Below are 21,463 nucleotides of genomic sequence, written 5' to 3'. Positions count from 1 at the left end.
ACGGTCCGATATTGCCCGAAACGGCGACCCGCCCTACACCGCGCGGCCATGACGACGACGATCATCCGCGAAGCCGACCTGATCGAGAGTGTGGCCGACGCGCTCCAGTTCATCAGTTACTATCACCCGATGGATTACATCCGCGCGCTGGGCGAGGCCTATAAGGTCGAGCAGGGCCCCGCGGCAAAGGACGCCATCGCGCAGATCCTGACCAACAGCCGGATGTGCGCGGAGGGGCATCGCCCGATCTGCCAGGACACCGGCATCGTCACCGTGTTCGTCAAATGGGGGCAGGAATGCCGGCTGGAGAGCGACCGCTCGCTCCAGGAGGTCGTCGATGAAGGCGTGCGCCGCGCCTATCTCCACCCCGAGAACAAGCTGCGCGCCTCGATCCTCGCCGACCCCGCCTTCACCCGCCGCAACACCCGCGACAACACGCCCAGCGTGCTGCACGTCGAGATGGTGCCGGGCGCCAAGGTGCAGGTCGACGTCGCGGCCAAGGGCGGCGGCAGCGAGAACAAGTCGAAGTTCAAGATGATGAACCCCAGCGATTCGATCGTCGACTGGGTGCTGGAGATGATCCCGCAGATGGGCGCCGGCTGGTGCCCGCCCGGGATGCTGGGGATCGGCATCGGCGGCACCGCGGAAAAGGCGGTGTTGCTGGCCAAGGAAAGCCTGATGGGCCAGATCGACATGGCGCAGCTGAAGGCGCGCGGGCCGAAGAACGATCTGGAGGCGCTGCGCATCGAGATCTTCGACAAGGTCAACGCGCTGGGCATCGGCGCGCAGGGGCTGGGCGGGCTGGCCACGATCCTGGACGTCAAGATCATGGACTGGCCGACCCACGCCGCGTCGAAGCCGGTGGCGATGATCCCCAATTGCGCCGCCACCCGCCACGCGCATTTCACGCTCGACGGCTCCGGCCCGGTCTATCTGGAAGCGCCGAAGCTGGAGGAATGGCCCGACGTCAACTGGACGCCGGACAAGGCCGCGATCCGCGTCGACCTCGACACGCTGACGCCGGAGGTGGTGCAGTCGTGGAAGCAGGGCGACCGACTGCTGCTGAACGGCAAGATGCTGACCGGGCGCGACGCCGCGCACAAGCGCATCGCCGACATGCTGGCGAAGGGCGAGCAGCTGCCGGTCGAGTTCCGCGGCCGCGTGATCTATTACGTCGGCCCGGTCGATCCGGTGGGCGAGGAAGTGGTCGGCCCCGCCGGCCCCACCACCGCGACGCGGATGGACAAGTTCACGCGCATGATGCTCGACCAGGGACTGCTGGCGATGGTCGGCAAGGCCGAGCGCGGCCCGGCCGCCACCGACGCGATCCGCGAGGCGAAGAGCGCGTATCTGATGGCAGTCGGCGGCGCGGCCTATCTGGTGGCGCGCGCGATCAAGGGCAGCAAGGTCGTGGGGTTCGAGGACCTGGGGATGGAGGCGATCTACGAATTCGAGGTCAAGGACTTCCCCGTCACCGTCGCGGTCGATGCGGAGGGCAACAACGTCCACCAGCTCGCCCCGCTGGTGTGGAGGGAAAAGATCGCGAAGGAAGGCCTGCTGCTTCCCGCGTGATGCGGGGGTGCGGAAGGGGCGTTCGCAGGCGCAGCGTCAACCCCCTTCCCCCCCGCCGCCCTCGCTGCTATCGCCCGCGGCAAATAGGACATTCGCCTCCGCGCGCCCGTGCGGCACCTGCCGCCTCCCCGAGCGCGCCCGGCCCTTGAGGAAGGATCACGCCCATGACGGCCATCGGCCAGGATACCCTGAACGCCCGTACCACCCTGTCGGCCGGGGGCGCGTCCTACGACTATTTCTCGCTCAAGACCGCCGAGGAGAAGTTCGGCGATATCAGCCGCCTGCCCTTCTCGATGAAGGTGCTGCTGGAGAACATGCTGCGCTTCGAGGACGGTGTGACCGTCACGCAGGACGATATCAAGGCGATCGTCGACTGGCAGCAGGAGCGCCGTTCGGACCGCGAGATCCAGTATCGCCCCGCGCGCGTGCTGATGCAGGATTTCACCGGCGTGCCGTGCGTGGTCGATCTGGCCGCGATGCGCGATGCGATCACCAAGCTGGGCGGCGACGCGGCGAAGATCAATCCGCAGGTGCCCGTCCACCTCGTCATCGACCACTCGGTCATGGTCGACGAATTCGGCACGCCCAAGGCGTTCGAGGATAACGTCGACCTGGAATATGCCCGCAATGCCGAGCGCTACGAATTCCTGAAGTGGGGATCGAAGGCGCTCGACAATTTCAAGGTCGTGCCGCCGGGCACCGGCATCTGCCATCAGGTGAACCTGGAATATATCGGCCATGCCGTCTGGGCGTCGCAGGAAACCGGCGACCATGCCAAGGGTGGCGCGACGATCGCCTATCCCGACACGCTGGTGGGCACCGACAGCCACACGACGATGATCAACGGGCTGGGCGTGCTCGGCTGGGGCGTCGGCGGGATCGAGGCGGAGGCCGCGATGCTCGGCCAGCCGGTGTCGATGCTGATCCCCGAGGTCGTCGGCTTCAAGCTGACCGGCGCGCTGCGCGAGGGCATCACCGCGACCGATCTGGTGCTGACCGTGACGCAGATGCTGCGCGCCAAGGGCGTCGTCGGCCGCTTCGTGGAATTCTACGGCCCGGGCCTCGACCAGATGACGCTGGCCGATCGCGCGACGATCGCCAACATGGCGCCCGAATATGGCGCGACCTGCGGCTTCTTCCCGGTCGACGACAAGACGCTGGACTATATGCGCCTGACCGGTCGCCCGGACGAGGTGGTCGCGCTGACCGAGGCCTATGCCAAGGCGCAGGGCATGTGGCGCCATGCCGACAGCCCCGATCCCGTGTTCACCGACACGCTGGAACTGGACATGTCGACGGTCGTGCCCTCGCTGGCCGGCCCGAAGCGCCCGCAGGACAAGGTCGCGCTGGACAAGGTCGACGACGTCTTCAACGCCGATCTGGCCAGGACCTATGGCAAGTCGGCCCCCGCGCGCGTCGCGGTGGACGATCGCAGGCATGACATCGGCGACGGCGACGTCGTGATCGCCGCGATCACCAGTTGCACCAACACGTCGAACCCGTCGGTGCTGGTCGCCGCCGGGCTGGTCGCGCGTAAGGCCCGCGAGCGCGGCCTGACGCCGAAGCCGTGGGTCAAGACCTCGCTGGCGCCGGGGTCGCAGGTGGTCACCGACTACCTCGACAAGGCCGGGCTGTCGGCGGATCTCGACGCGATCGGGTTCAACCTGGTCGGCTATGGTTGCACCACCTGCATCGGCAATTCCGGCCCGCTGGCCGCGCCGATCTCCGCCGCGATCAACGGCAACGATATCGTCGCCGCCTCGGTCCTGTCGGGCAACCGCAACTTCGAGGGCCGCGTGTCGCCCGACGTGCGCGCCAACTTCCTCGCCTCGCCGCCCTTGGTCGTCGCCTATGCGCTGAAGGGCACCGTCACCACCGACATGAACGCGACGCCGATCGGCCAGGGTTCGGACGGCGCGGACGTGTACCTGAAGGATATCTGGCCGACCAACCAGGAAGTCGCCGACCTGATGGCCGCGAACATCGACGACGGCATGTTCCGCGCGCGCTACGGCAACGTCTATGCCGGCGATGCCAAGTGGCAGGCGATCGACGTGACCGGTTCGGACACCTACACGTGGCGCGCCGGTTCCACCTATGTCGCCAACCCGCCCTATTTCGACGGCATGGGCATGACCCCGGCGCCGGTGACCGACATCATCGAGGCCAAGCCGCTGGCGATCCTGGGTGATTCGATCACCACCGACCACATCTCGCCCGCCGGTTCGATCAAGGCGGATAGCCCCGCGGGCACCTGGCTCCAGGAGCATCAGGTGTCGAAGCAGGACTTCAACAGCTATGGCGCGCGCCGCGGCCATCACGAGGTGATGATGCGCGGCACCTTCGCCAACATCCGCATCAAGAACGAGATGGTGCCGGGCGTCGAGGGCGGGATGAGCCGCTACGAAGGCCAGGTGATGCCGATTTACGACGCGGCGATGCGCCACAAGGCCGACGGCACCCCGCTCGTCATCGTCGCCGGCAAGGAATATGGCACCGGTTCGTCGCGCGACTGGGCAGCGAAGGGCACCAACCTGCTGGGCGTGCGTGCGGTCATCACCGAAAGCTTCGAGCGCATCCACCGCTCGAACCTGGTCGGCATGGGCGTCCTGCCGCTCCAGTTCGCCGAAGGCGTGACGCGCGAGACGCTGAAGCTGACCGGGGACGAGACGTTCACGATCCACGGCGTCGCATCGCTGCGCCCGCGCCAGGACGTGGAGGTCACGCTGGCCCGCCCGGACGGCACGACCGAGACGTTCATGACCCGCTGCCGCATCGATACCGTCAACGAGCTGGAATATTTCCTGAACGGCGGCATCCTGCAGTACGTGCTGCGCAAGCTCGCCGCATAACGCGCGGGAAGATTATCGTTTTTTGGAAGGGAGGGCCGCAACGCCCTCCCTTCTTCTTTTGGGGGGCAAGCGGATGAGCGACGATTACGTCTATGACGAGGCGACCGGCGAATGGGTGCCGGCGGGCGAGGCGAGCGCGCCCACGGCGGTGCCCGCGGGTGACGGCGTCGAGGTGCGCGACGCGGTCGGCAACCTGCTGGCCGATGGCGACAGCGTGACGCTGATCAAGGACCTGAAGGTCAAGGGCACCAGCCAGACGCTGAAGCGCGGCACGGTGGTCAAGTCGATCCGTCTGACCGGCGACGAGCAGGAAATCGACTGCCGCTTCGATGGGATCAAGGGACTGGTGCTGCGCGCGGAGTTCGTGAGGAAGCGCTAGGCGCTTACCCGGCGTCCCGCTCGCGGACACATCAGTGTCACAAAGGCTCGCGCCGCCCCCCACTTGCCGCTACGTCGCGCGCCGGGGAGAGTGCGTGTGAACAAACCGCAGACCGTCGCGCGGCTGGCCGAGCTGGGCCGGGTGCCATTGTCGAAAAGCTTCTACATGCGCGATTTCCTCTATTCGGAAATCGCCGCGATGCACGGGCTGGCCAATGTGCCCGACGATCCCGATCTGGCGATCGCGGCGGGGACGCGGCTGTGCACCGACGTGCTGGAGCCGTTGCAGGATGCGTTCGGGCGGCTGTCGATCCGTTCCGGCCTGCGGTCGGCGGAGGTCAACGCGCTGGGGGCGGCCAAGGGCTATGGCTGCGCGCCCAACGAACGCAGCCTGGCGGGGCATATCTGGGACCGGCGCGATGCCGGCGGTCAGATGGGCGCGACCGCCGCGATCGTCGTCACCAGCTTCGCCGACGCCTTCACCGCGCCCGACGACTGGAAGCGGCTGGCGTGGTGGATCCACGATCACCTGCGCTATTCGTCGCTGGAATTCTTCCCGGACCAATGGACCGTCAACGTGCAATGGCACGAACGCCCGCTGCGGATGATCTACAGTCACATCCCCGAGGCGCGCGGCTACCTGACCAAGCCGGGGATGGACGGGCATGTCGCGGACCATCGGGATATGTGGGACGGGATCGCGCCGCATCCGTGACGAATGAGGGGCCGCCGGCCTCCCTTCCCCCACCGTCATCCCAGCGAAGGCTGGGATCTCGCGATGGCAACGCGGCCCGCCAGCCAATGACGAGACCCCAGCCTTCGCTGGGGTGACGACGTAGCGGCCAACCAGCCTAGCCCGCCAGTGCCGCCCCGGCGCGCTTGCGGCCCCACAGGAAGTACACCGCCAGCCCGGCGGCGTTCCACAGCACGAAGTACAGCTGCGTCGTCGTCGGCAGGCTGAAGAACAGGTAGACGCATCCCGCGATGCCGATCGTGCCGACCAGCGGCGCGGCGGGGGTGCGGAAGGTGCGCGGCGCGTCGGGTTCGCGGCGGCGCATCACCAGCATCGCGACGCATACCGCGACGAACGCCGCCAGCGTGCCGGCGTTGGCGAGCGCGGCGATCGCGTCGATCGGCATCACCCCGGCGATGACCGCCACCAGCATCGCGGTCAGGATCGTGATCCGCACCGGCGTGCCGCGCCGCGACACCTTCGCCAGCGAGGCGGGCAGCAGCCCGTCGCGCGCCATCACGAAGAAGATGCGGCTCTGCCCGAACAGGAAGCCCAGCAGCACCGTCGGCAGCGCGATCACCGCGCTGGCCGCCAGGAAGGTCGCGAAGCCCGGCCGCCCGATCCCGCGCAGGATCAGCGCCAGCGGCTCCGGGCTGTCGGCAAAGGCGGTGTAGCGCAGCGCGCCGACCGCCGTGATCGCGACGCCCATGTAGATCACCACGCACCCGATCATCGACCCGACGATCCCGATCGCCAGGTCGCGGCCGGGGTTCTTCGTCTCCTCCGCCGCGGTCGATATCGCATCGAAGCCGTAGAAGGCGAAGAAGATGATCGCCGCCGCCGCCATCACGCCGCGCTCCGCGCCGTCGGGCGACACCGATTTGGCGAAACCGTTCGGCATGAACGGCGTCAGGTTCGCCGCGTCGAAATGCGGCAGCGCGACCGCGACGAACACCGCCAGCGCGACCAGCTTCACCGCCACCAGCACCGCGTTCAGCGTCGCGCTTTCCTTCGTCCCCAGCATCAGCAGCTCGGCGACCACCGCGATGATGAACACCGCCGGCACGTTGATCAGCCCGCCCAGTTCCGGCCCCTGCGTCAGCGCGACCGGAAAGCCCCATGGCGTCAGCAGCGCGGAGGCATAGCCCGACCAGCCGACCGCCACGGTCGACACCACCAGCGAGTATTCGAGGATCAGCGACCAGCCGATCACCCAGGCGATCACCTCCCCCAGTGCGACATAGCTGTAGGTATAGGCGCTGCCCGATGCCGGGATCATCGTCGCCATTTCGGCATAGGCGAGCGCCGCACACGCGCAGATCGCGCCCGCGATCACGAACGACAGGATCACCGCCGGCCCGGCGCGGTCGGCGCCAACCCCGATCAGCGTCAGGATGCCGGTGCCGACGATCGCCCCGATCCCCAGCGCGACCAGATGCGGCCACGACAGCGTCCGCGCCAGTTCGGTCCCGCCCTTGTGATCGACCGCGATCGGCTTCCTGCGCAACAGGCTCATCTCATCCCCTTGGTTTCTTGTGTTACGTGTAGGCGGGGAACCGCGCGGCGTCACCATCCAGCGTGAGCGGGTCGCCTAAGCCGATACCGTCGCCCCTGCGCAGGCAGGGGTCTGTTGATGGCGCCGGCCGTCGCTTGTTCCCCGCAGAGATCCCAGCCTTCGCTGGGATGACGGAGGGGAGCGTCGCCCCAACGAAGGCCGGGGCCTGCCACGGTCTGTCCTATCCTATCCCCGCAGCGCCGCCGCCAGCACCGCGACCGCCCGGCTTTCGGCCACCCGCCGCGCCGAATCCGCGGCGGTCGCCAGCCCGATCACGCGCCGCCGCGCGAAGCCCTCCAGCGGCACCAGCGCCACGCCGTCGCACGCGAAGCATTCCGGCATCACCGTCACCGCCAGCCCGGCCGCGACCAGCGCCAGGGCGCGGTCGTCGTTGGTGGTGCGCGCGGCCATGAACGGGCGCACGCCGCGGCTGGTGAAATGGCGGCTGACCTCGCTCAGCGCCTCGCAATGCCGGCGCACGATCATCGGTTCGCCCGCGATCCGTTCGGCCGCGACCGCCGCTTCGCCCGCCAGCGGATGCGCGGCGGCCATCGCCACGCGATAGCCCTCCTCGAACAAGGGCGTGCCGGCCGCATCGGGACCGATCACCGCGTCGATGCGCCCGCGCTCCAGCGCGGCGGCCAGTTCGCGGTCGCGTCCCTCCACCACCTCCAGCCGCTCGTCCGGCGCCGCCGCGACCGCGTGCGCCACCGCTGCGCCGACCAGCGCGGCCGGCAGCGTGGAGACGATGCCGATGCGGATCAGACGGGTGGGCGCGCTGGCCACCCCGCCGCCCTCCGCGCGCGCGAACTCCGCCTCGATCCGCCGCGCCGCGCCGACCAGCCGGCTGCCCGCAGCGGTCAGTTCGACCCGGCGGCTGGTGCGCGTCAGCACCGGCTCGCCCAGCAACACTTCCAGCCTCGCAATCCCCGCCGACAGCGTCGGCTGCGTCACCCGGCACGCGGCGGCGGCGCGGGTGAAGCTGCCGTGATCGACGACGGCCAGGAAATAACGCAGCAGCGCACGGTCAAGCATAGACGCCGTCTATCGTTTGGCGCGTGTCGCGGCAATTTTACTGTCGCGCGCGCCGCCGATAGGATGCCCCCAAAGGAGAGACGCATGAACGGCCTCGATTTCGCGCTGGGCGAGAACGCGCAGATGATCCGTGACACCACGCGGCGCTTCGCCGAGGAGCGGATCGCCCCGCTGGCGGCGCGGATCGACGCGCAGGACTGGTTCCCGCGCGACGAATTGTGGCCGGCGATGGGCGAACTGGGGCTGCACGGCATCACCGTGGAGGAAGCCGACGGCGGGCTGGGTCTGGGCTATCTCGAACATGTCGTCGCGCAGGAGGAGATCGCGCGCGCCTCCGCGTCGATCGGGCTCAGCTATGGCGCGCATTCCAACCTGTGCGTCAACCAGATCCGCCGCTGGGCCAGCCCGGAGCAGAAGGCCAAGTACCTCCCCCGCCTGATCAGCGGTGCGCATGTCGGCAGCCTGGCGATGTCGGAGGCGTCGGCCGGTTCCGACGTCGTGTCGATGAAGCTGAAGGCGGAGCGGACCGATGCCGGCTGGGTGCTGAACGGCACGAAGTTCTGGATCACCAACGCGCCTTATGCCGATGTGCTGGTCGTCTATGCCCGCACCGGGGAGGGCAGCCGCGGGCTGACGACGTTCCTGATCGAAAAGGACATGCCGGGCTTTTCGATCGGGCAGAAGATCGACAAGATGGGGATGCGCGGCAGCCCCACCGCGGAACTGGTGTTCACCGATTGCGAGGTGCCGGCCGCCAACGTGATGGGGCCGGAGAACGGCGGGGTCGGCGTGCTGATGAGCGGGCTGGATTACGAGCGCACCGTGCTGGCGGGCATCCAGCTGGGGATCATGCAGGCGTGCCTCGACACCGTCCTGCCCTATGTGCGCGAACGCCAGCAGTTCGGCGTGCCGATCGGCCATTTCCAGCTGATGCAGGCCAAGGTCGCCGACATGTACGTCGCGCTCAATTCGGCGCGCGCCTATGTCTATGCGGTGGCGCAGGCGTGCGACGCCGGCCGCACGACGCGCTTCGATGCGGCCGGCGCAATCCTCTACGCCAGTGAAAACGCCTTTCGCGTCGCGGGCGAGGCGGTGCAGGCGCTGGGCGGTGCCGGCTATACCAAGGACTGGCCGGTCGAACGCTATCTGCGCGACGCCAAGCTGCTGGATATCGGCGCGGGGACGAACGAGATCCGCCGGATGCTGATCGGGCGCGAACTGATCGGAGCGGCGGCATGACGACGACGACGCATATCTTCCCCGGCACGGGGAGGATGTGATGACCGCCCCCACCCTCACCACAGCGCTGTCGCGCGACGACGCGACGTTCCGCGCCAATGACGCGCACAACCGCGCGCTGGCCGCCGACCTGCGCGAGCGTGTTGCCGCCGCCGCGCTGGGCGGCAACGCGAAGAGCCGCGAGCGGCATGTCGCGCGCGGCAAGCTGCTGCCGCGCGAGCGCGTCGAACGGCTGCTCGATCCCGGCACCGCCTTCCTGGAGATCGGGCAGCTCGCCGCGAACGGCCTCTACGATGACGAGGTACCCGGCGCAGGCATGATCGCAGGCGTCGGTACTGTGAGCGGGCGGCTGGTGATGATCGTGTGCAACGATGCCACGGTGAAGGGCGGCACCTATTATCCGCTGACCGTGAAGAAGCATCTGCGCGCGCAGGAGATCGCGCAGGAAAACCGCCTGCCGTGCATCTATCTGGTCGATTCGGGCGGTGCCAACCTGCCGCACCAGGCGGAGGTGTTCCCGGACCGCGACCATTTCGGCCGCATCTTCTTCAACCAGGCGAACATGTCGGCGCTGGGCATCCCGCAGATCGCCTGCGTGATGGGCAGCTGCACCGCGGGCGGCGCCTATGTCCCCGCCATGTCCGACGAAACCGTGATCGTGCGCGAACAGGGTACGATCTTCCTCGCCGGGCCGCCGCTGGTGAAGGCGGCTACGGGCGAGGTCATTTCCCCCGAGGAACTGGGTGGCGCGGAAACCCACGGGCGCCGTTCTGGGGTGGTCGATCATGTCGCGCAGGACGACGAGCACGCGCTGACGATCGTGCGGGACATCGTCGCCACCCTGCCCCCCGGCCTGTCGGACGGCGTGCTGCCGGAGGGCGCGCCGCCGCTGCTGCCCGCCGACGACCTGTATGGCATCGTGCCGCAGGACGTGCGCGCGCCCTATGACGTGCATGAGGTGATCGCGCGGCTGGTCGACGGCAGCCGCTTCCACGAATTCAAGGCGCTGTACGGCGCCTCGCTGGTCTGCGGCTTCGCGGCGATTCACGGCCAGCCGGTCGCGATCCTCGCCAACAACGGCGTGCTGTTCAGCGAAAGCGCGCAGAAGGGCGCGCATTTCATCGAACTGGCGTGCCAGCGGCGCGTCCCGCTGCTGTTCCTCCAGAACATCTCCGGCTTCATGGTCGGCGGGAAATATGAGGCGGAGGGGATCGCCAAGCACGGCGCCAAGCTGGTCACCGCGGTCGCCACCGCCTCGGTCCCGAAGCTGACGGTGCTGATCGGCGGCAGTTTCGGCGCGGGCAACTACGGCATGTGCGGGCGCGCCTATTCCCCGCGCTTCCTGTTCACCTGGCCCAATGCGCGGATCAGCGTGATGGGCGGGGAACAAGCCGCCAGCGTGCTGGCCACCGTCCACCGCGACGCCGACCGCTGGACGCCGGACGAAGCCGAAACCTTCAAGGCGCCGGTCCGCGCCAAATATGAGGAGGAGGGCAACCCCTATCACGCGACCGCGCGACTGTGGGACGACGGCGTGATCGACCCGGCGCAGACCCGCGACGTCCTGGGCATGGCGCTGCGCGTCGCGACGAACGCCCCGATCCCCGACGCGCCGCGCTTCGGCATTTTTCGGATGTAATGCGATGATTCACACCCTGCTCATCGCCAACCGCGGCGAGATCGCCTGCCGTATCATCCGCACCGCGCGTGCGATGGGCATCCGCACCGTCGCGGTCCATTCCGAGGCCGACGCCGCCGCGCTGCATGTGCGCGAGGCGGACGAGGCGGTGGCGATCGGCCCGGCGCCGGCGCGCGACAGCTATCTGCTGCCCGAACGCATCCTGGCCGCCGCGCGCGAGACGGGTGCGCAGGCGATCCACCCCGGCTACGGCTTCCTCAGCGAAAATGCCGACTTCGCGCAGGCCGTCATCGACGCCGGGCTGATCTGGGTCGGCCCGAACCCCGACAGCATCCGCGCGATGGGGCTGAAGGATGCGGCCAAGGCGCGGATGATCGCCGCCGGCGTGCCCGTCACCCCCGGCTATCTGGGCGAGGACCAGTCGCCTGGGCGGCTGGCGGCCGAAGCGGACGCGATCGGCTATCCGGTGCTCATCAAGGCGGTGGCCGGCGGCGGCGGCAAGGGGATGCGGCAGGTCGATGAGGCCGCCGCCTTCGCCGATGCGCTCGCTTCTTGCCGCCGCGAGGCGGCTGCGGCGTTCGGCGACGATCGCGTACTGATCGAAAAGTACATCCTGTCGCCCCGCCATATCGAGGTGCAGGTGTTCGGCGACCGCCACGGCAACGTCGTCCACCTGTTCGAGCGCGACTGTTCGCTCCAGCGCCGTCACCAGAAGGTGATCGAGGAGGCGCCCGCCCCCGGCATGGACGAGGCGACGCGCGCCGCGGTGTGCGACGCGGCGGTGCGCGCCGCGCGCGCGGTCGATTACGTCGGCGCGGGAACGATCGAGTTCATCGCCGACGCCAGCGACGGCCTGTCGGCCGACCGCATCTGGTTCATGGAGATGAACACGCGGTTGCAGGTGGAGCATCCCGTGACCGAGGCGATCACCGGGGTCGATCTGGTCGAATGGCAGTTGCGCGTCGCGGCGGGCGAGCCGCTGCCGGTCACGCAGGACGACCTGTCGATCCACGGCCATGCGATCGAGGCGCGGCTGTATGCCGAGGATCCGGCGAAGGGCTTCCTGCCGTCGATCGGCACGCTGGAGGCGTTCGACCTGGGCGATTCCGCGGACACCGGCGTGCGCGTCGATACCGGGGTGGAACAGGGCAGCGTCATCTCGCCCTGGTACGACCCGATGATCGCCAAGCTGATCGCGCATGGCGACACGCGCGAGGAAGCGCGCGCGCGGCTGGCGGATGCGCTGGACGAGGCGATCGTGTGGCCGGTGCGCAGCAACGCCGGCTTCCTGGTGGAGGCGCTGGACCATCCCGATTTCGTCGCCGGGGCGATGGACACCGGGCTGATCGCGCGCGCGGGCGATGCGCTGATGCCGCCCGCCGAGCCGAGCGAGGAAGCGCTGGTCGCCGCCGCGGCGGAGCTGACCGGCCCCGCCTTCCTGCCCGGCTTCCGCCTCAACGCCGCGCCGCGCCGGGCGGGCACGTTCCTGCTCGACGGGCAGCCGATCGCGATCGACTTCGGCGATGCGCCCGTCGCGGACGAAGCGGTCGATACCAGCATCCTGATCTCCGAAGGCGGGCAGACCTGGGCGCTGGCGCCGTTCCGCGCCGCGGGCGGTGCGGCCGGCGGCGCGGCCGATGGGGCGATCCTGGCGCCGATGCCGGGGCGCGTGATCGCGGTCGAGGTGGAGACTGGCGCGCGAGTCGTGCGCGGGCAGAAGCTGCTGGTGCTGGAAGCGATGAAGATGGAGCATGCGCTGACCGCGCCGTTCGACGGCACGCTGGCGGCGCTCCACGCCACCACCGGCGCGCAGGTGACCGAGGGGGCGTTGCTGGCGCGGATCGACGCCGACTGACCCGCGCCGACGCTTGCGTTACCGCCGCCGCCCGCCCAAGGCAGCGGCATGCGGGTGCGCGACTTCCTGTTGCTGGTGGCGGTGTGCCTCATCTGGGGGTTCAGCAACGTCGTCAGCAAGATCGTGGTCAGCGACTGGCAGGTGCCGCCACTGTTCTTCGCCGCGGCGCGCTTCGCGATCGTGGTCGCCGCGACCGCGCGCTGGCTGTTGCCGATGCCGCGCCCGGCATGGCGGATCGTCGCGATCGGGCTGTTGATGGGCGGCGGCAATTTCGCGCTGCTGTTCCTGGGGTTGCAGACCGCCTCCCCCTCCGCCGCCGCCGTGGTGGTGCAGATCGGCGTGCCGTTCACGACATTGCTGTCGGTGGTGATCCTGAACGAACGCATCCACTGGCGGCGCGGGCTGGGGATCGCGCTGACGCTGGCGGGGGTGCTGCTGGTGGTGTGGCGGCCGGGCGGCATCGCGATCTCGGGCGGGCTGCTCTATATCGTCGCCTGCGCCTTTGCCGGGTCGCTGGGCGCGATCCTGATGAAGCAGATGACCGACGTGCCGCCGCTGCGGTTCCAGGCGTGGGTCGGCCTCACCTCGTGCGCGCCGCTGGCGCTGGCGTCGGCGGCGTTCGAAACGGGCCAGTGGAGCAGTTCAGTCGCGGCGGGCTGGCCGTTCGTCGCCGCGCTGCTGTTCGCCGCGCTGCTGGTGTCGGTGTTCGCACACACCGCTTATTACGGGCTGATCGCCCGCTACGAAGCGAACCTGATCGCGCCGCTGACGCTGATGACGCCGCTGTCGACGATGGCGTTCGGCGTCGCGCTGACCGGCGATCGCCTCGACGCGCGGATGATCGCGGGGGCGGCGCTGGCGCTGGGCGGGGTGCTGATCGTCGCGCTGCGCCGCAAGCGCGCCACCGAAGTGCTGGTGATGAGCGAGCGGCCCTAGAACAGCCGGAACGCGGCCCAGATCGTCGCGATCCACCCCGCCAGGCATGCCGCGATCGTCAGCAGCAGCGCGCGCGTCCCCTGCACGCCGTCGCCGATCGAGGTTTCCGCAGGCGGCGGCGCGGGGATCGGCCAGCGCACCACGGGGTCGGCGGGCGGGGCGAGCAGCGCGGCCAGTTCCGCGTCGTCCAGCGGGCTGACGAAGGCGCAGCCATATTGGCCGCCGGCATCCTCGCGCACGATCCGCGCCGCGCGCGCGCCGATGCCGGCCAGCCCCAGGGTGATCGAATCGCCCGGCGCCAGCGCAACCGTCGCGGGGATGCGGAAACCGGTCGCCGATACCTCGCTGACCAGCACGTCGTGCGGCGCGCGCACCGGGTCGCGAAGCGTCCCCCCCAGCGCCACCGCATGGCGCGCGCCGCCGCGCGCTTCATGACAGTACAGCGTCGCCACCAGCGTCGTCACATTCATTCCCCGGTTCGCCGCGTCATGAAAGGCGGCGTAACGCCCCAGGGGTTATGGCCACGTAAACAGCCGCTTGAGCCGTCGCCCGCAAACCACTAGGGCGGCCGCCACCGGTCGCGGGGGCGGACGGCGAAGCGGCAAGCAGGGGAAGATCGCATGGCGCCGGCGCAGATGAGCGTGCTGTTCTTCCTGCAATTGTTCGCGATCGTCGCGGCCGCGCGCGGCGTCGGCTGGCTCGCGCGCCGGCTGCTGGGACAGCCGCAGGTGGTGGGGGAGATGATCGCGGGCGTCGTGCTCGGTCCGTCGCTGCTCGGGCTGCTGGCGCCGGGCGTGCAGGAATGGCTGTTCCCGCGCGAGATGCGCGGGCTGCTCTACGCGATCGCGCAGCTGGGCGTCGGCCTGTACATGTTCATCGTCGGGCTGGGCTTTCGCGCCGATCATTTCCGGGCGAGCGCGCGCAGCGCCGCGGCGGTGTCGCTGTCGGGGATGGTCGCACCGTTCCTGGTCGCCGCCGCGATCGCGCCGTGGCTGCGCACCGTGCCCGGCCTGTTCAGCGCGCAGCTGACGCCGGTGCAGGCGACGCTGTTCCTGGGCGCGTGCATCGCGATCACCGCCTTCCCGATGCTGGCGCGGATTATCCACGAACGCGGGCTGTCGGACACGCCGCTGGGTACGCTGTCGCTGTCGTCGGGGGCGATCGACGATGCGGGCGCCTGGACGGTACTGGCGATCGTGCTGGCGACGTTCGGCGACGGGCCGGCGGTGGCGGTGAAGGCGATCGGCGGCGCGATCGTGTTCGCGGTGGTCGTGCTGGGTCTCGGCCCGCGGTTGCTGGCGCCGCTCGGCCGGCGCGGCGCGCGGACCGGGCGCGTGTCGCACGGCGACCTGGGCGTCGCGCTGATGCTGTTTCTGCTTGCCGCCTTCGCGATGGACGCGGTGGGGATGCATGCGGTGTTCGGCGGCTTCCTGCTGGGCGTGGTGATGCCGCGCGGTGCCTTCGCCGACGGGTTGCGTCAGCAACTGGAGCCGGTGACGGTGCTGCTGCTGCTGCCGGTGTTCTTTACCTTCTCCGGCCTCAACACGCAGCTGGCGCTGATCGCCGATCCGGCGCTGCTGGCGGTGGCACTGGCGATCTTCGCCGCATCGGTGCTGGCGAAGGGCGGCGCATGCTGGGCGGCGGCGCGGCTGACCGGACAGGACAATGCGACCGCATTGGGCATCGGCGCGCTGATGAACGCGCGCGGGCTGATGGAGCTCATCATCATCAACATCGGGTTGCAACGCGGGATCATCGGCCCGGCGCTGTTCGCCATCCTGGTGATGATGGCGATCCTGACGACACTGATCGCCTCGCCGCTGTTCGAACTCGCCTATGGCCGCCGCGCCCGCGCGCGCGGCGACCTGGCGGCGCTGGACGGCGCGCAGGCCTAACGCGAGGGCGCCGTCCCGACCGATCGTCATCCCAGCGAAGGCTGGGATCTCCCGGCAAGGGAGCATGCAGGAGCCGCAAAAGGCCCCAGCCTTCGCTGGGGCGACGTGAGCCCAGGCCGGGGCGACAGGCGTCTACGCTGGCGCGACGAGAGTCTGCGCTGGGGCGACGCTAGGACGCTACAGGTGCCGCTTGCCCAGCTTGCGGGCCAGCGTGCGGCGGTGCATCCCCAGCCGGCGCGCCGCTTCCGACACGTTGAAGCCGCAGTCCGCCAGCGTCTGGTGGATATGTTCCCATTCCAGCGTGCGCAGCGATGTGGGCGCGGCGTCCAGCTCGACGCTGGCGTCGCCGGTGCCCGATGCCTCGAACGCGGCCTCGATATCGTCGGAATTGGCGGGCTTCGACAGATAGTTGGTCGCGCCCAGCTTCACCGCCTCCACCGCGGTGGCGATGCTGGCGAAGCCGGTCAGCACGACGATCCGCATCGCCGGGTCGATCGCGTGCAGCCGCTCCACACAGGTCAGGCCGGAGGCGTTGCCGAGTCGCAGGTCGACCACCGCATGGTCGGGGCGCAGCGCGACCACCGCCGTCTCCAGCTCGGCCGGGCCGGCGATGGCGGTAACGCGATAGCCGCGCCGCTCGAACGAGCGCGCCAGCGTGCGCGCGAACATCGCATCGTCCTCGATGATGAGCAGTCGCCGCTGCGCGTTGCCGTCGCTCATCCGCCGTCCTCCCCGATCGCCAGCGACGCCAGCGGCAGCACCAGTGTCACTTCGCTGCCGCCGGACGGGCGGTTGCGTGCCGAAACCGTGCCGCCCAGCGTGCGCAGGACATTGGTGGCCAGGAACAGCCCCAGCCCGGCGCCGCGCCGGTCCTTGGTGCTGAGATAGGGTTTGCCGATCCCGTCGAGAATAGCGGGGTCGAACCCCGCGCCGTCGTCGCGCACCGCCAGCACCAGCCGGTCGCCGTCGATCGCCGCGCACAGCCGGATCGCGGTCGCCCCCGCTTCCGCGGCATTGTCGAGCAGGTTGGTGATCGTCTGCGCCAGCGCCTTGTCCGCGACGATCCGCGGGTCGCCGCTCATCAGGTGGTCGTATTCGGCCTGCGCCGCGCCGTTGCCGCGCCAGTCGGCGACGATCCCGGACAGGAAGGTGCGCGCCGTCGTGCGCGCGGGCGCGTGGCCGCGCACCTCGCCCGATGCCAGCAGGATCCCCGACAGGATGTTCTTGCAGCGCATCACCTCGGCGCGCATGTCGTCGAGGTCGGCGAGCAGCGCGGGATCGCGCGCGATCGCCGGTTCGGCGCGCCAGTCCCCCAGCATCACCGCGATCGAGGCGAGCGGCGTGCCCAGTTCGTGCGCCGCCCCGCTGGCCAGCAGGCCCATGCGCACGATATGCTCCTCCTCCGCCGCGCGCTGGCGCAGTGCCGCCAGCCGCGCATCGCGTTCGGACAGGTTGCGCACGATCTGCGTCACGAACTGCACCAGCAGCATCGCGGCGAGCGTGAAGTTGAACCAGCTGACCACGACATAGGGGACCGACAGCGTCGATCCCCAGCCCGCCGGCAGCGCGAAGGGCGGCGCGGCCCAGCCGAGCCAGGCGAACAGCGCGCTGGTGATCGCCACCATCGCCCAGCTGGACCACGGCGGCAGCAGCACCGCGGCCAGCACCACCTGGAGCAGGTACAGTGTCACGAACGGATTGCCGACCCCGCCGCTCAGGTACAGCTGGATCGTCAGGCAGGTGACGTCGACCAGCAGCATGGCGAACAGCTGGTCCTCGCCGATCCGCTCCCATGCCAGCACCGCAATGTTGAGCGCGACCAGCGCCGCCAGCGCCGCCAGCATCGGGACGAGCGGCAGCTGCACGCCGATCACGAAACGGACGGTCAGGATCGTCGCCAGCTGCCCGCCGACCGCCAGCCAGCGCAGCACCGACAGCAGCCGGACGTTGCGGCGCCGCGTCTCGTCGACCGGCGGCGCCTCCGCGACGCGCTCAGTCGTCACGCGCTGGTCCGGCGCGGATGATCCGCCAGGCGAAATACGCCATCATTGCGCTCAGCGTGAACCAGGTGACCGCATAGGTCAGATGGCTGTTGCGGAATCGCACCACCGTCAACCCGCCACGTGGCCAGCCGTCCGGCCCGCCCCCCTGCGGGCCGGCGTCGGCATCGACGAAATAGGGGGCGACCGGGCGCGACAGCCCGCGCGCTCGCGCGATCGCCGCGACGTCGCGCGAATACCAGCGGTCGCCTGCGGGATCGTTGCGGCGCAGGAAGCCGCCGCCCGGTTCGCTGACGCGCAGCAGCCCGGCGACCGAAGCGGCGCCGCTCGCCGCGCGCTCGCGGCCGCGCTGCGCGGCAGCGACGAATCCGCGGTTGACCATGACGATGCCGGTGCCCGTGTCGACCGGCGCGACCACCCAGAAGCCGGGTCCCAGATCGGTCACCGCCTGCGCATAGGCGGAGCGTACCGGCAGCCAGCGGCCCCGCACGGTGACGCGGGTATAGGCATCGTCCGCACCGATCGCGCTCCAGCGCTCCGGCCCCGGCGCAGGCACCGGCTCCGCCGCCAGCCGCGCATCGACGCGCGCGATCAGCGCCAGCTTCCACGCGCGCCGCTCGACCTGCCACACCCCCAGCGCGGCGAGCAGCGCCGCCGCCAGCAGCGCGCCCAGCCCCAGCGGAATGCGCGCGCGCATCACATGCCGCCGCTCGTCATCTCCATATGCATGCCGGGCATCATGTTCACGTTCATGTTGTACATCACCCACAGCGACCCGGCGATCGCGATCACCACGATGATGACGGTGAAGATCAGCGCCAGCAGCGTCCAGCCGTTCTCCGACTTGCTGTTCATGTGCAGGAAGTAGACCATGTGGACGACGATCTGCACCGCCGCCAGCGCGGTGACGATCCCGGCGGTGATCCGCGCGTCGGCGATCACCCCGGTCATCACCAGCGCGAACGCCGGCGCGGTCAGCAGCACCGACAGGATGAAGCCGGTCCAATAGCCCTTGCGCGTGCCGTGCGCCGCGCCGCCATGATTGTCGTGCGCGTGATGGCCATGGCCGTGGTCACGCCCATGGTCATGCCCATGTTCATGGCTGTGGACGGGCGGATTGTCGTGCGTGCTCACCGCAGCACTCCCAGCAGGTAGACGAAGGTGAAGACGCCGATCCAGACGACGTCGAGGAAGTGCCAGAACATCGACAGGCATTGCAGCCGGCGGACGTTATCGGCGATCAGCCCGCGGCGCATTACCTGCACCACCAGCACCGCCAGCCAGATCAGGCCGAAGGTGACGTGCAGCCCGTGCGTGCCGACAAGCGTGAAGAACGCGGACAGGAACGCCGACCGCTGCGGCCCGGCCCCTTCGTGGATCAGATGGCTGAATTCGTACAGCTCGATCGCGAGGAAGGCGAGGCCGAACAGCGCGGTCACCCCCAGCCAGCCGAGGACCGCCGACTGGCGCTTCTCGTCCGTGGCGATCATCGCGAAGCCATAGGTGATCGACGACAGCAGCAGCATCGTGGTGTTGATCGCGACCAGCGGCAGGTCGAACAGCTCGCGCGGGCCGGGCCCGCCCGCCAGGCTGCCGCCGTACACGCCATAGGCCGCGAACAGCATCGCGAAGATGAGGCAGTCGCTCATCAGGTACAGCCAGAAGCCCAGCATCGTGCTGCCGCCCGGCGGGTGCGGATGCTCGTCCAGCTCGTAATAGGCCGGCGGCTCGCCGGCCGCGGCGGTGGGGGTGGTGGTCGCCATCGTCTTATACTTCCGCGGTCTGGAGCTGGCGGGTGCGAATGTCCTCGGACGCGATCACGTCCTCGACCGGGATGTGGAAATCGCGGTCGTAGTTGAACGTATGCCCGATCGCGACCGCCAGCAGCGCGACGAACGCCACCGCCGCCAGCCACCAGATGTACCAGATCATCGCCAGGCCGAAGACCAGCGCCAGCCCGGCCAGGATCACCCCCGCGCCGGTATTCTTCGGCATGTGGATCGCGCGGAACCCTTCGGTCGGGCGCGCGGCCTTCTTCGCCTTCATGTCGTGCCAGGCGTCCAGATCGTGGATCACCGGGGTGAACGCGAAATTATAGGCCGGCGGGGGCGAGGACGTCGCCCATTCCAGCGTGCGCGCGTTCCACGGGTCGCCCGTGACGTCGCGCAGCTTCTCGCGGTCGCGGATGCTGACGTAGAATTGCATCAGCATCGCGCCGATCCCGGCGGCGATGATCGCCGCGCCGATGCCGGCGATAATGAACCAGATGTGCAGGCTGGGGTCGTCGAACACGCGCAGCCGGCGGGTGACGCCCATCAGGCCCAGGATGTAGAGCGGCGTGAACGCGACCCAGAAGCCGACCACCCAGCACCAGAAGCTGATCGTGCCCCAGAACTTGTCCAGCTTGAACCCGAACGCCTTGGGCCACCAGTAATTGACGCCTGCGAACATCCCGAACAGCACGCCGCCGATGATGACGTTGTGGAAATGCGCCACCAGGAACAGCGAGTTGTGGAACTGGAAGTCGGCGGGCGGCACGGCCAGCATCACGCCGGTCATCCCGCCGATCACGAACGTCAGCATGAACGCGATCGACCACATCATCGGCAGCTCGAAGCGGATGCGCCCGCGGTACATCGTGAACAGCCAGTTGAAGATCTTCGCCCCCGTGGGGATCGAGATGATCATCGTGGTGATGCCGAAGAAGCTGTTGACGCTGGCGCCCGATCCCATCGTGAAGAAATGGTGCAGCCACACCAGGTACGACAGGATGCAGATGACGATCAGCGCATAGACCATCGAGGTATAGCCGAACAGCCGCTTGCCCGAGAAGGTCGAGACGACCTCGGAAAAGACGCCGAACGCCGGCAGGATCAGGATGTACACCTCCGGGTGACCCCAGATCCAGATCATGTTCACGTACATCATCGGGTTGCCCCCGCCGGTGTTCGTGAAGAAATTGGTGCCGACGTAGCGATCGAGGCTCAGCATCGCCAGCACCGCGGTCAGCACCGGGAAGGCGGCGACGATCAGCACGTTAGTGACCAGCGCGGACCAGGTGAAGATCGGCATCTTCATCAGGCCCATCCCCGGCGCGCGCATCTTCACGATCGTCGCGATCAGGTTGACGCCCGACAGCAAGGTGCCGACGCCCGCGATCTGCAAGGCCCAGATATAGTAATCGACCCCGACGTCGGGCGAATAATCCAGCCCCGACAGCGGCGCCATCGCCAGCCAGCCGGTGCGCGCGAATTCGCCGACGAACAGGCTGGCCATCACCGTCACCGCGCCCGCGACGGTCATCCAGAAGCTGAAATTGTTGAGGAACGGGAAGCTGACGTCGCGCGCGCCGATCTGCAGCGGGACGACATAGTTCATCAGCCCGGTGACGAACGGCATCGCCACGAAGAAGATCATGATGACGCCGTGGGCGGTGAACACCTGATCGTAGTGGTGCGCGTTGAGATAGCCTTCGCTGCCGTTGAAGGCGAGCGCCTGTTGCAGGCGCATCATGATCGCGTCGGCGAAGCCGCGCAACAGCATGACCAGCGCCAGTACGATGTACATGATGCCGATCTTCTTGTGGTCCACGCTGGTGAACCATTCGGTCCACAGGTAGCGCCACAGCTTGAAATAGGTGAGCGCGCCCAGCAGCGCGATGCCGCCCAGCGCGACGACCGCGAAGGTGCCGACCAGGATCGGTTCGTGGATCGGGAAGCTGTCGAGCGTCAGCCGCCCGAAGATCGTCTTGATGAGGTCGTCCGACATGGTGTC

Annotated in this window: 18 protein-coding genes; 9 read left to right on the top strand and 9 right to left on the bottom strand. The window is 69.0% G+C overall.

Features of this window, described 5'->3' with window-relative positions; genetic code table 11:
* The first annotated feature begins 48 nt into the window (after positions 1-48).
* The 4 genes from COA17_RS01450 to COA17_RS01435 all read left to right on the top strand — a co-directional run bounded on the left by COA17_RS01450 (position 49) and on the right by COA17_RS01435 (position 5,517).
* Positions 49-1,572: a fumarate hydratase gene (locus COA17_RS01450; protein WP_096609733.1), complete on the top strand. Its 1,524-nt coding sequence runs from the start codon at positions 49-51 to the stop codon at positions 1,570-1,572.
* Positions 1,573-1,736: 164 nt separating this feature from the next.
* Positions 1,737-4,424, top strand: coding sequence for an aconitate hydratase AcnA (acnA, locus tag COA17_RS01445; RefSeq protein ID WP_066491424.1), 2,688 nt, complete (start codon positions 1,737-1,739; stop codon positions 4,422-4,424).
* A gap of 73 nt (positions 4,425-4,497) precedes the next feature.
* Positions 4,498-4,803, top strand: a complete 306-nt coding sequence (locus COA17_RS01440; RefSeq protein WP_096609731.1) for a zinc ribbon domain-containing protein YjdM — start codon at positions 4,498-4,500, stop codon at positions 4,801-4,803.
* A 96-nt stretch (positions 4,804-4,899) separates the two neighbouring features.
* On the top strand, positions 4,900-5,517 hold the full coding sequence (locus tag COA17_RS01435) for a hypothetical protein (RefSeq protein ID WP_096609729.1): 618 nt from the start codon (positions 4,900-4,902) through the stop codon (positions 5,515-5,517).
* A 136-nt stretch (positions 5,518-5,653) separates the two neighbouring features.
* On the opposite strand, the gene COA17_RS01430 is transcribed toward COA17_RS01435, so the two are convergent.
* Both COA17_RS01430 and COA17_RS01425 read right to left on the bottom strand, forming a co-directional pair.
* Positions 5,654-7,051: an amino acid permease gene (locus COA17_RS01430; RefSeq protein ID WP_096609727.1), complete on the bottom strand. Its 1,398-nt coding sequence runs from the start codon at positions 7,049-7,051 to the stop codon at positions 5,654-5,656.
* A gap of 225 nt (positions 7,052-7,276) precedes the next feature.
* Positions 7,277-8,125, bottom strand: a complete 849-nt coding sequence (locus COA17_RS01425; RefSeq protein ID WP_096609725.1) for a LysR family transcriptional regulator — start codon at positions 8,123-8,125, stop codon at positions 7,277-7,279.
* Between the two features lie 84 nt (positions 8,126-8,209).
* Between COA17_RS01425 and COA17_RS01420 the strand changes: the two genes are divergently transcribed.
* From COA17_RS01420 to COA17_RS01405, 4 genes are read left to right on the top strand one after another with little or no spacing between them, the layout of a single operon-like run.
* Positions 8,210-9,364 (top strand): acyl-CoA dehydrogenase family protein, encoded by a 1,155-nt coding sequence (locus tag COA17_RS01420; RefSeq protein WP_096609723.1) that lies wholly within the window; start codon positions 8,210-8,212, stop codon positions 9,362-9,364.
* Positions 9,365-9,404: 40 nt separating this feature from the next.
* Positions 9,405-11,003, top strand: a complete 1,599-nt coding sequence (locus COA17_RS01415) for a carboxyl transferase domain-containing protein (RefSeq protein WP_096609721.1) — start codon at positions 9,405-9,407, stop codon at positions 11,001-11,003.
* A 4-nt stretch (positions 11,004-11,007) separates the two neighbouring features.
* Positions 11,008-12,858, top strand: a complete 1,851-nt coding sequence (locus tag COA17_RS01410) for an acetyl/propionyl/methylcrotonyl-CoA carboxylase subunit alpha (protein WP_096609719.1) — start codon at positions 11,008-11,010, stop codon at positions 12,856-12,858.
* 48 nt (positions 12,859-12,906) lie between these two features.
* Positions 12,907-13,794, top strand: coding sequence for a DMT family transporter (locus COA17_RS01405; protein WP_096609717.1), 888 nt, complete (start codon positions 12,907-12,909; stop codon positions 13,792-13,794).
* On the opposite strand, the gene COA17_RS01400 is transcribed toward COA17_RS01405, so the two are convergent.
* The gene (locus COA17_RS01400; protein WP_141396996.1) at positions 13,791-14,258 is read right to left on the bottom strand and encodes a hypothetical protein; all 468 of its coding nucleotides are present in this window, start codon (positions 14,256-14,258) and stop codon (positions 13,791-13,793) included. The genes COA17_RS01405 and COA17_RS01400 overlap by 4 nt on opposite strands.
* A 156-nt stretch (positions 14,259-14,414) precedes the next feature.
* Between COA17_RS01400 and COA17_RS01395 the strand changes: the two genes are divergently transcribed.
* Entirely contained in the window at positions 14,415-15,689 is a 1,275-nt protein-coding gene (locus COA17_RS01395) for a cation:proton antiporter (RefSeq protein WP_096609713.1), read from the top strand.
* Positions 15,690-15,866: 177 nt separating this feature from the next.
* Here the strand turns inward: COA17_RS01395 and COA17_RS01390 are convergent, their stop codons facing one another.
* From COA17_RS01390 to cyoB, 6 genes are read right to left on the bottom strand one after another with little or no spacing between them, the layout of a single operon-like run.
* Complete coding sequence (locus COA17_RS01390) at positions 15,867-16,409, bottom strand: response regulator transcription factor (RefSeq protein WP_096609711.1); 543 nt, start codon at positions 16,407-16,409, stop codon at positions 15,867-15,869.
* Positions 16,406-17,692, bottom strand: a complete 1,287-nt coding sequence (locus tag COA17_RS01385) for an ATP-binding protein (protein WP_096609709.1) — start codon at positions 17,690-17,692, stop codon at positions 16,406-16,408. Before COA17_RS01385 ends, COA17_RS01390 begins: the two co-directional genes overlap by 4 nt.
* Positions 17,682-18,386, bottom strand: a complete 705-nt coding sequence (locus tag COA17_RS01380) for an SURF1 family protein (RefSeq protein ID WP_176484755.1) — start codon at positions 18,384-18,386, stop codon at positions 17,682-17,684. The genes COA17_RS01385 and COA17_RS01380 overlap by 11 nt, the downstream gene beginning before the upstream one ends.
* On the bottom strand, positions 18,386-18,823 hold the full coding sequence (gene cyoD, locus COA17_RS01375; RefSeq protein ID WP_245857338.1) for a cytochrome o ubiquinol oxidase subunit IV: 438 nt from the start codon (positions 18,821-18,823) through the stop codon (positions 18,386-18,388). Before cyoD ends, COA17_RS01380 begins: the two co-directional genes overlap by 1 nt.
* Positions 18,820-19,452, bottom strand: coding sequence for a cytochrome o ubiquinol oxidase subunit III (gene cyoC / locus COA17_RS01370; RefSeq protein WP_066491375.1), 633 nt, complete (start codon positions 19,450-19,452; stop codon positions 18,820-18,822). Before cyoC ends, cyoD begins: the two co-directional genes overlap by 4 nt.
* Positions 19,453-19,456: 4 nt before the next feature.
* A complete protein-coding gene (gene cyoB / locus COA17_RS01365) occupies positions 19,457-21,457 on the bottom strand; it encodes a cytochrome o ubiquinol oxidase subunit I (protein WP_096610691.1) in 2,001 nt (666 codons plus the stop codon).
* Positions 21,458-21,463: the final 6 nt, after the last annotated feature.

It is taken from the genome of Sphingomonas ginsenosidimutans, from assembly GCF_002374835.1.
GTDB lineage: Bacteria > Pseudomonadota > Alphaproteobacteria > Sphingomonadales > Sphingomonadaceae > Sphingomonas > Sphingomonas ginsenosidimutans.
This window is presented reverse-complemented; position numbering and strand designations above follow the sequence as displayed.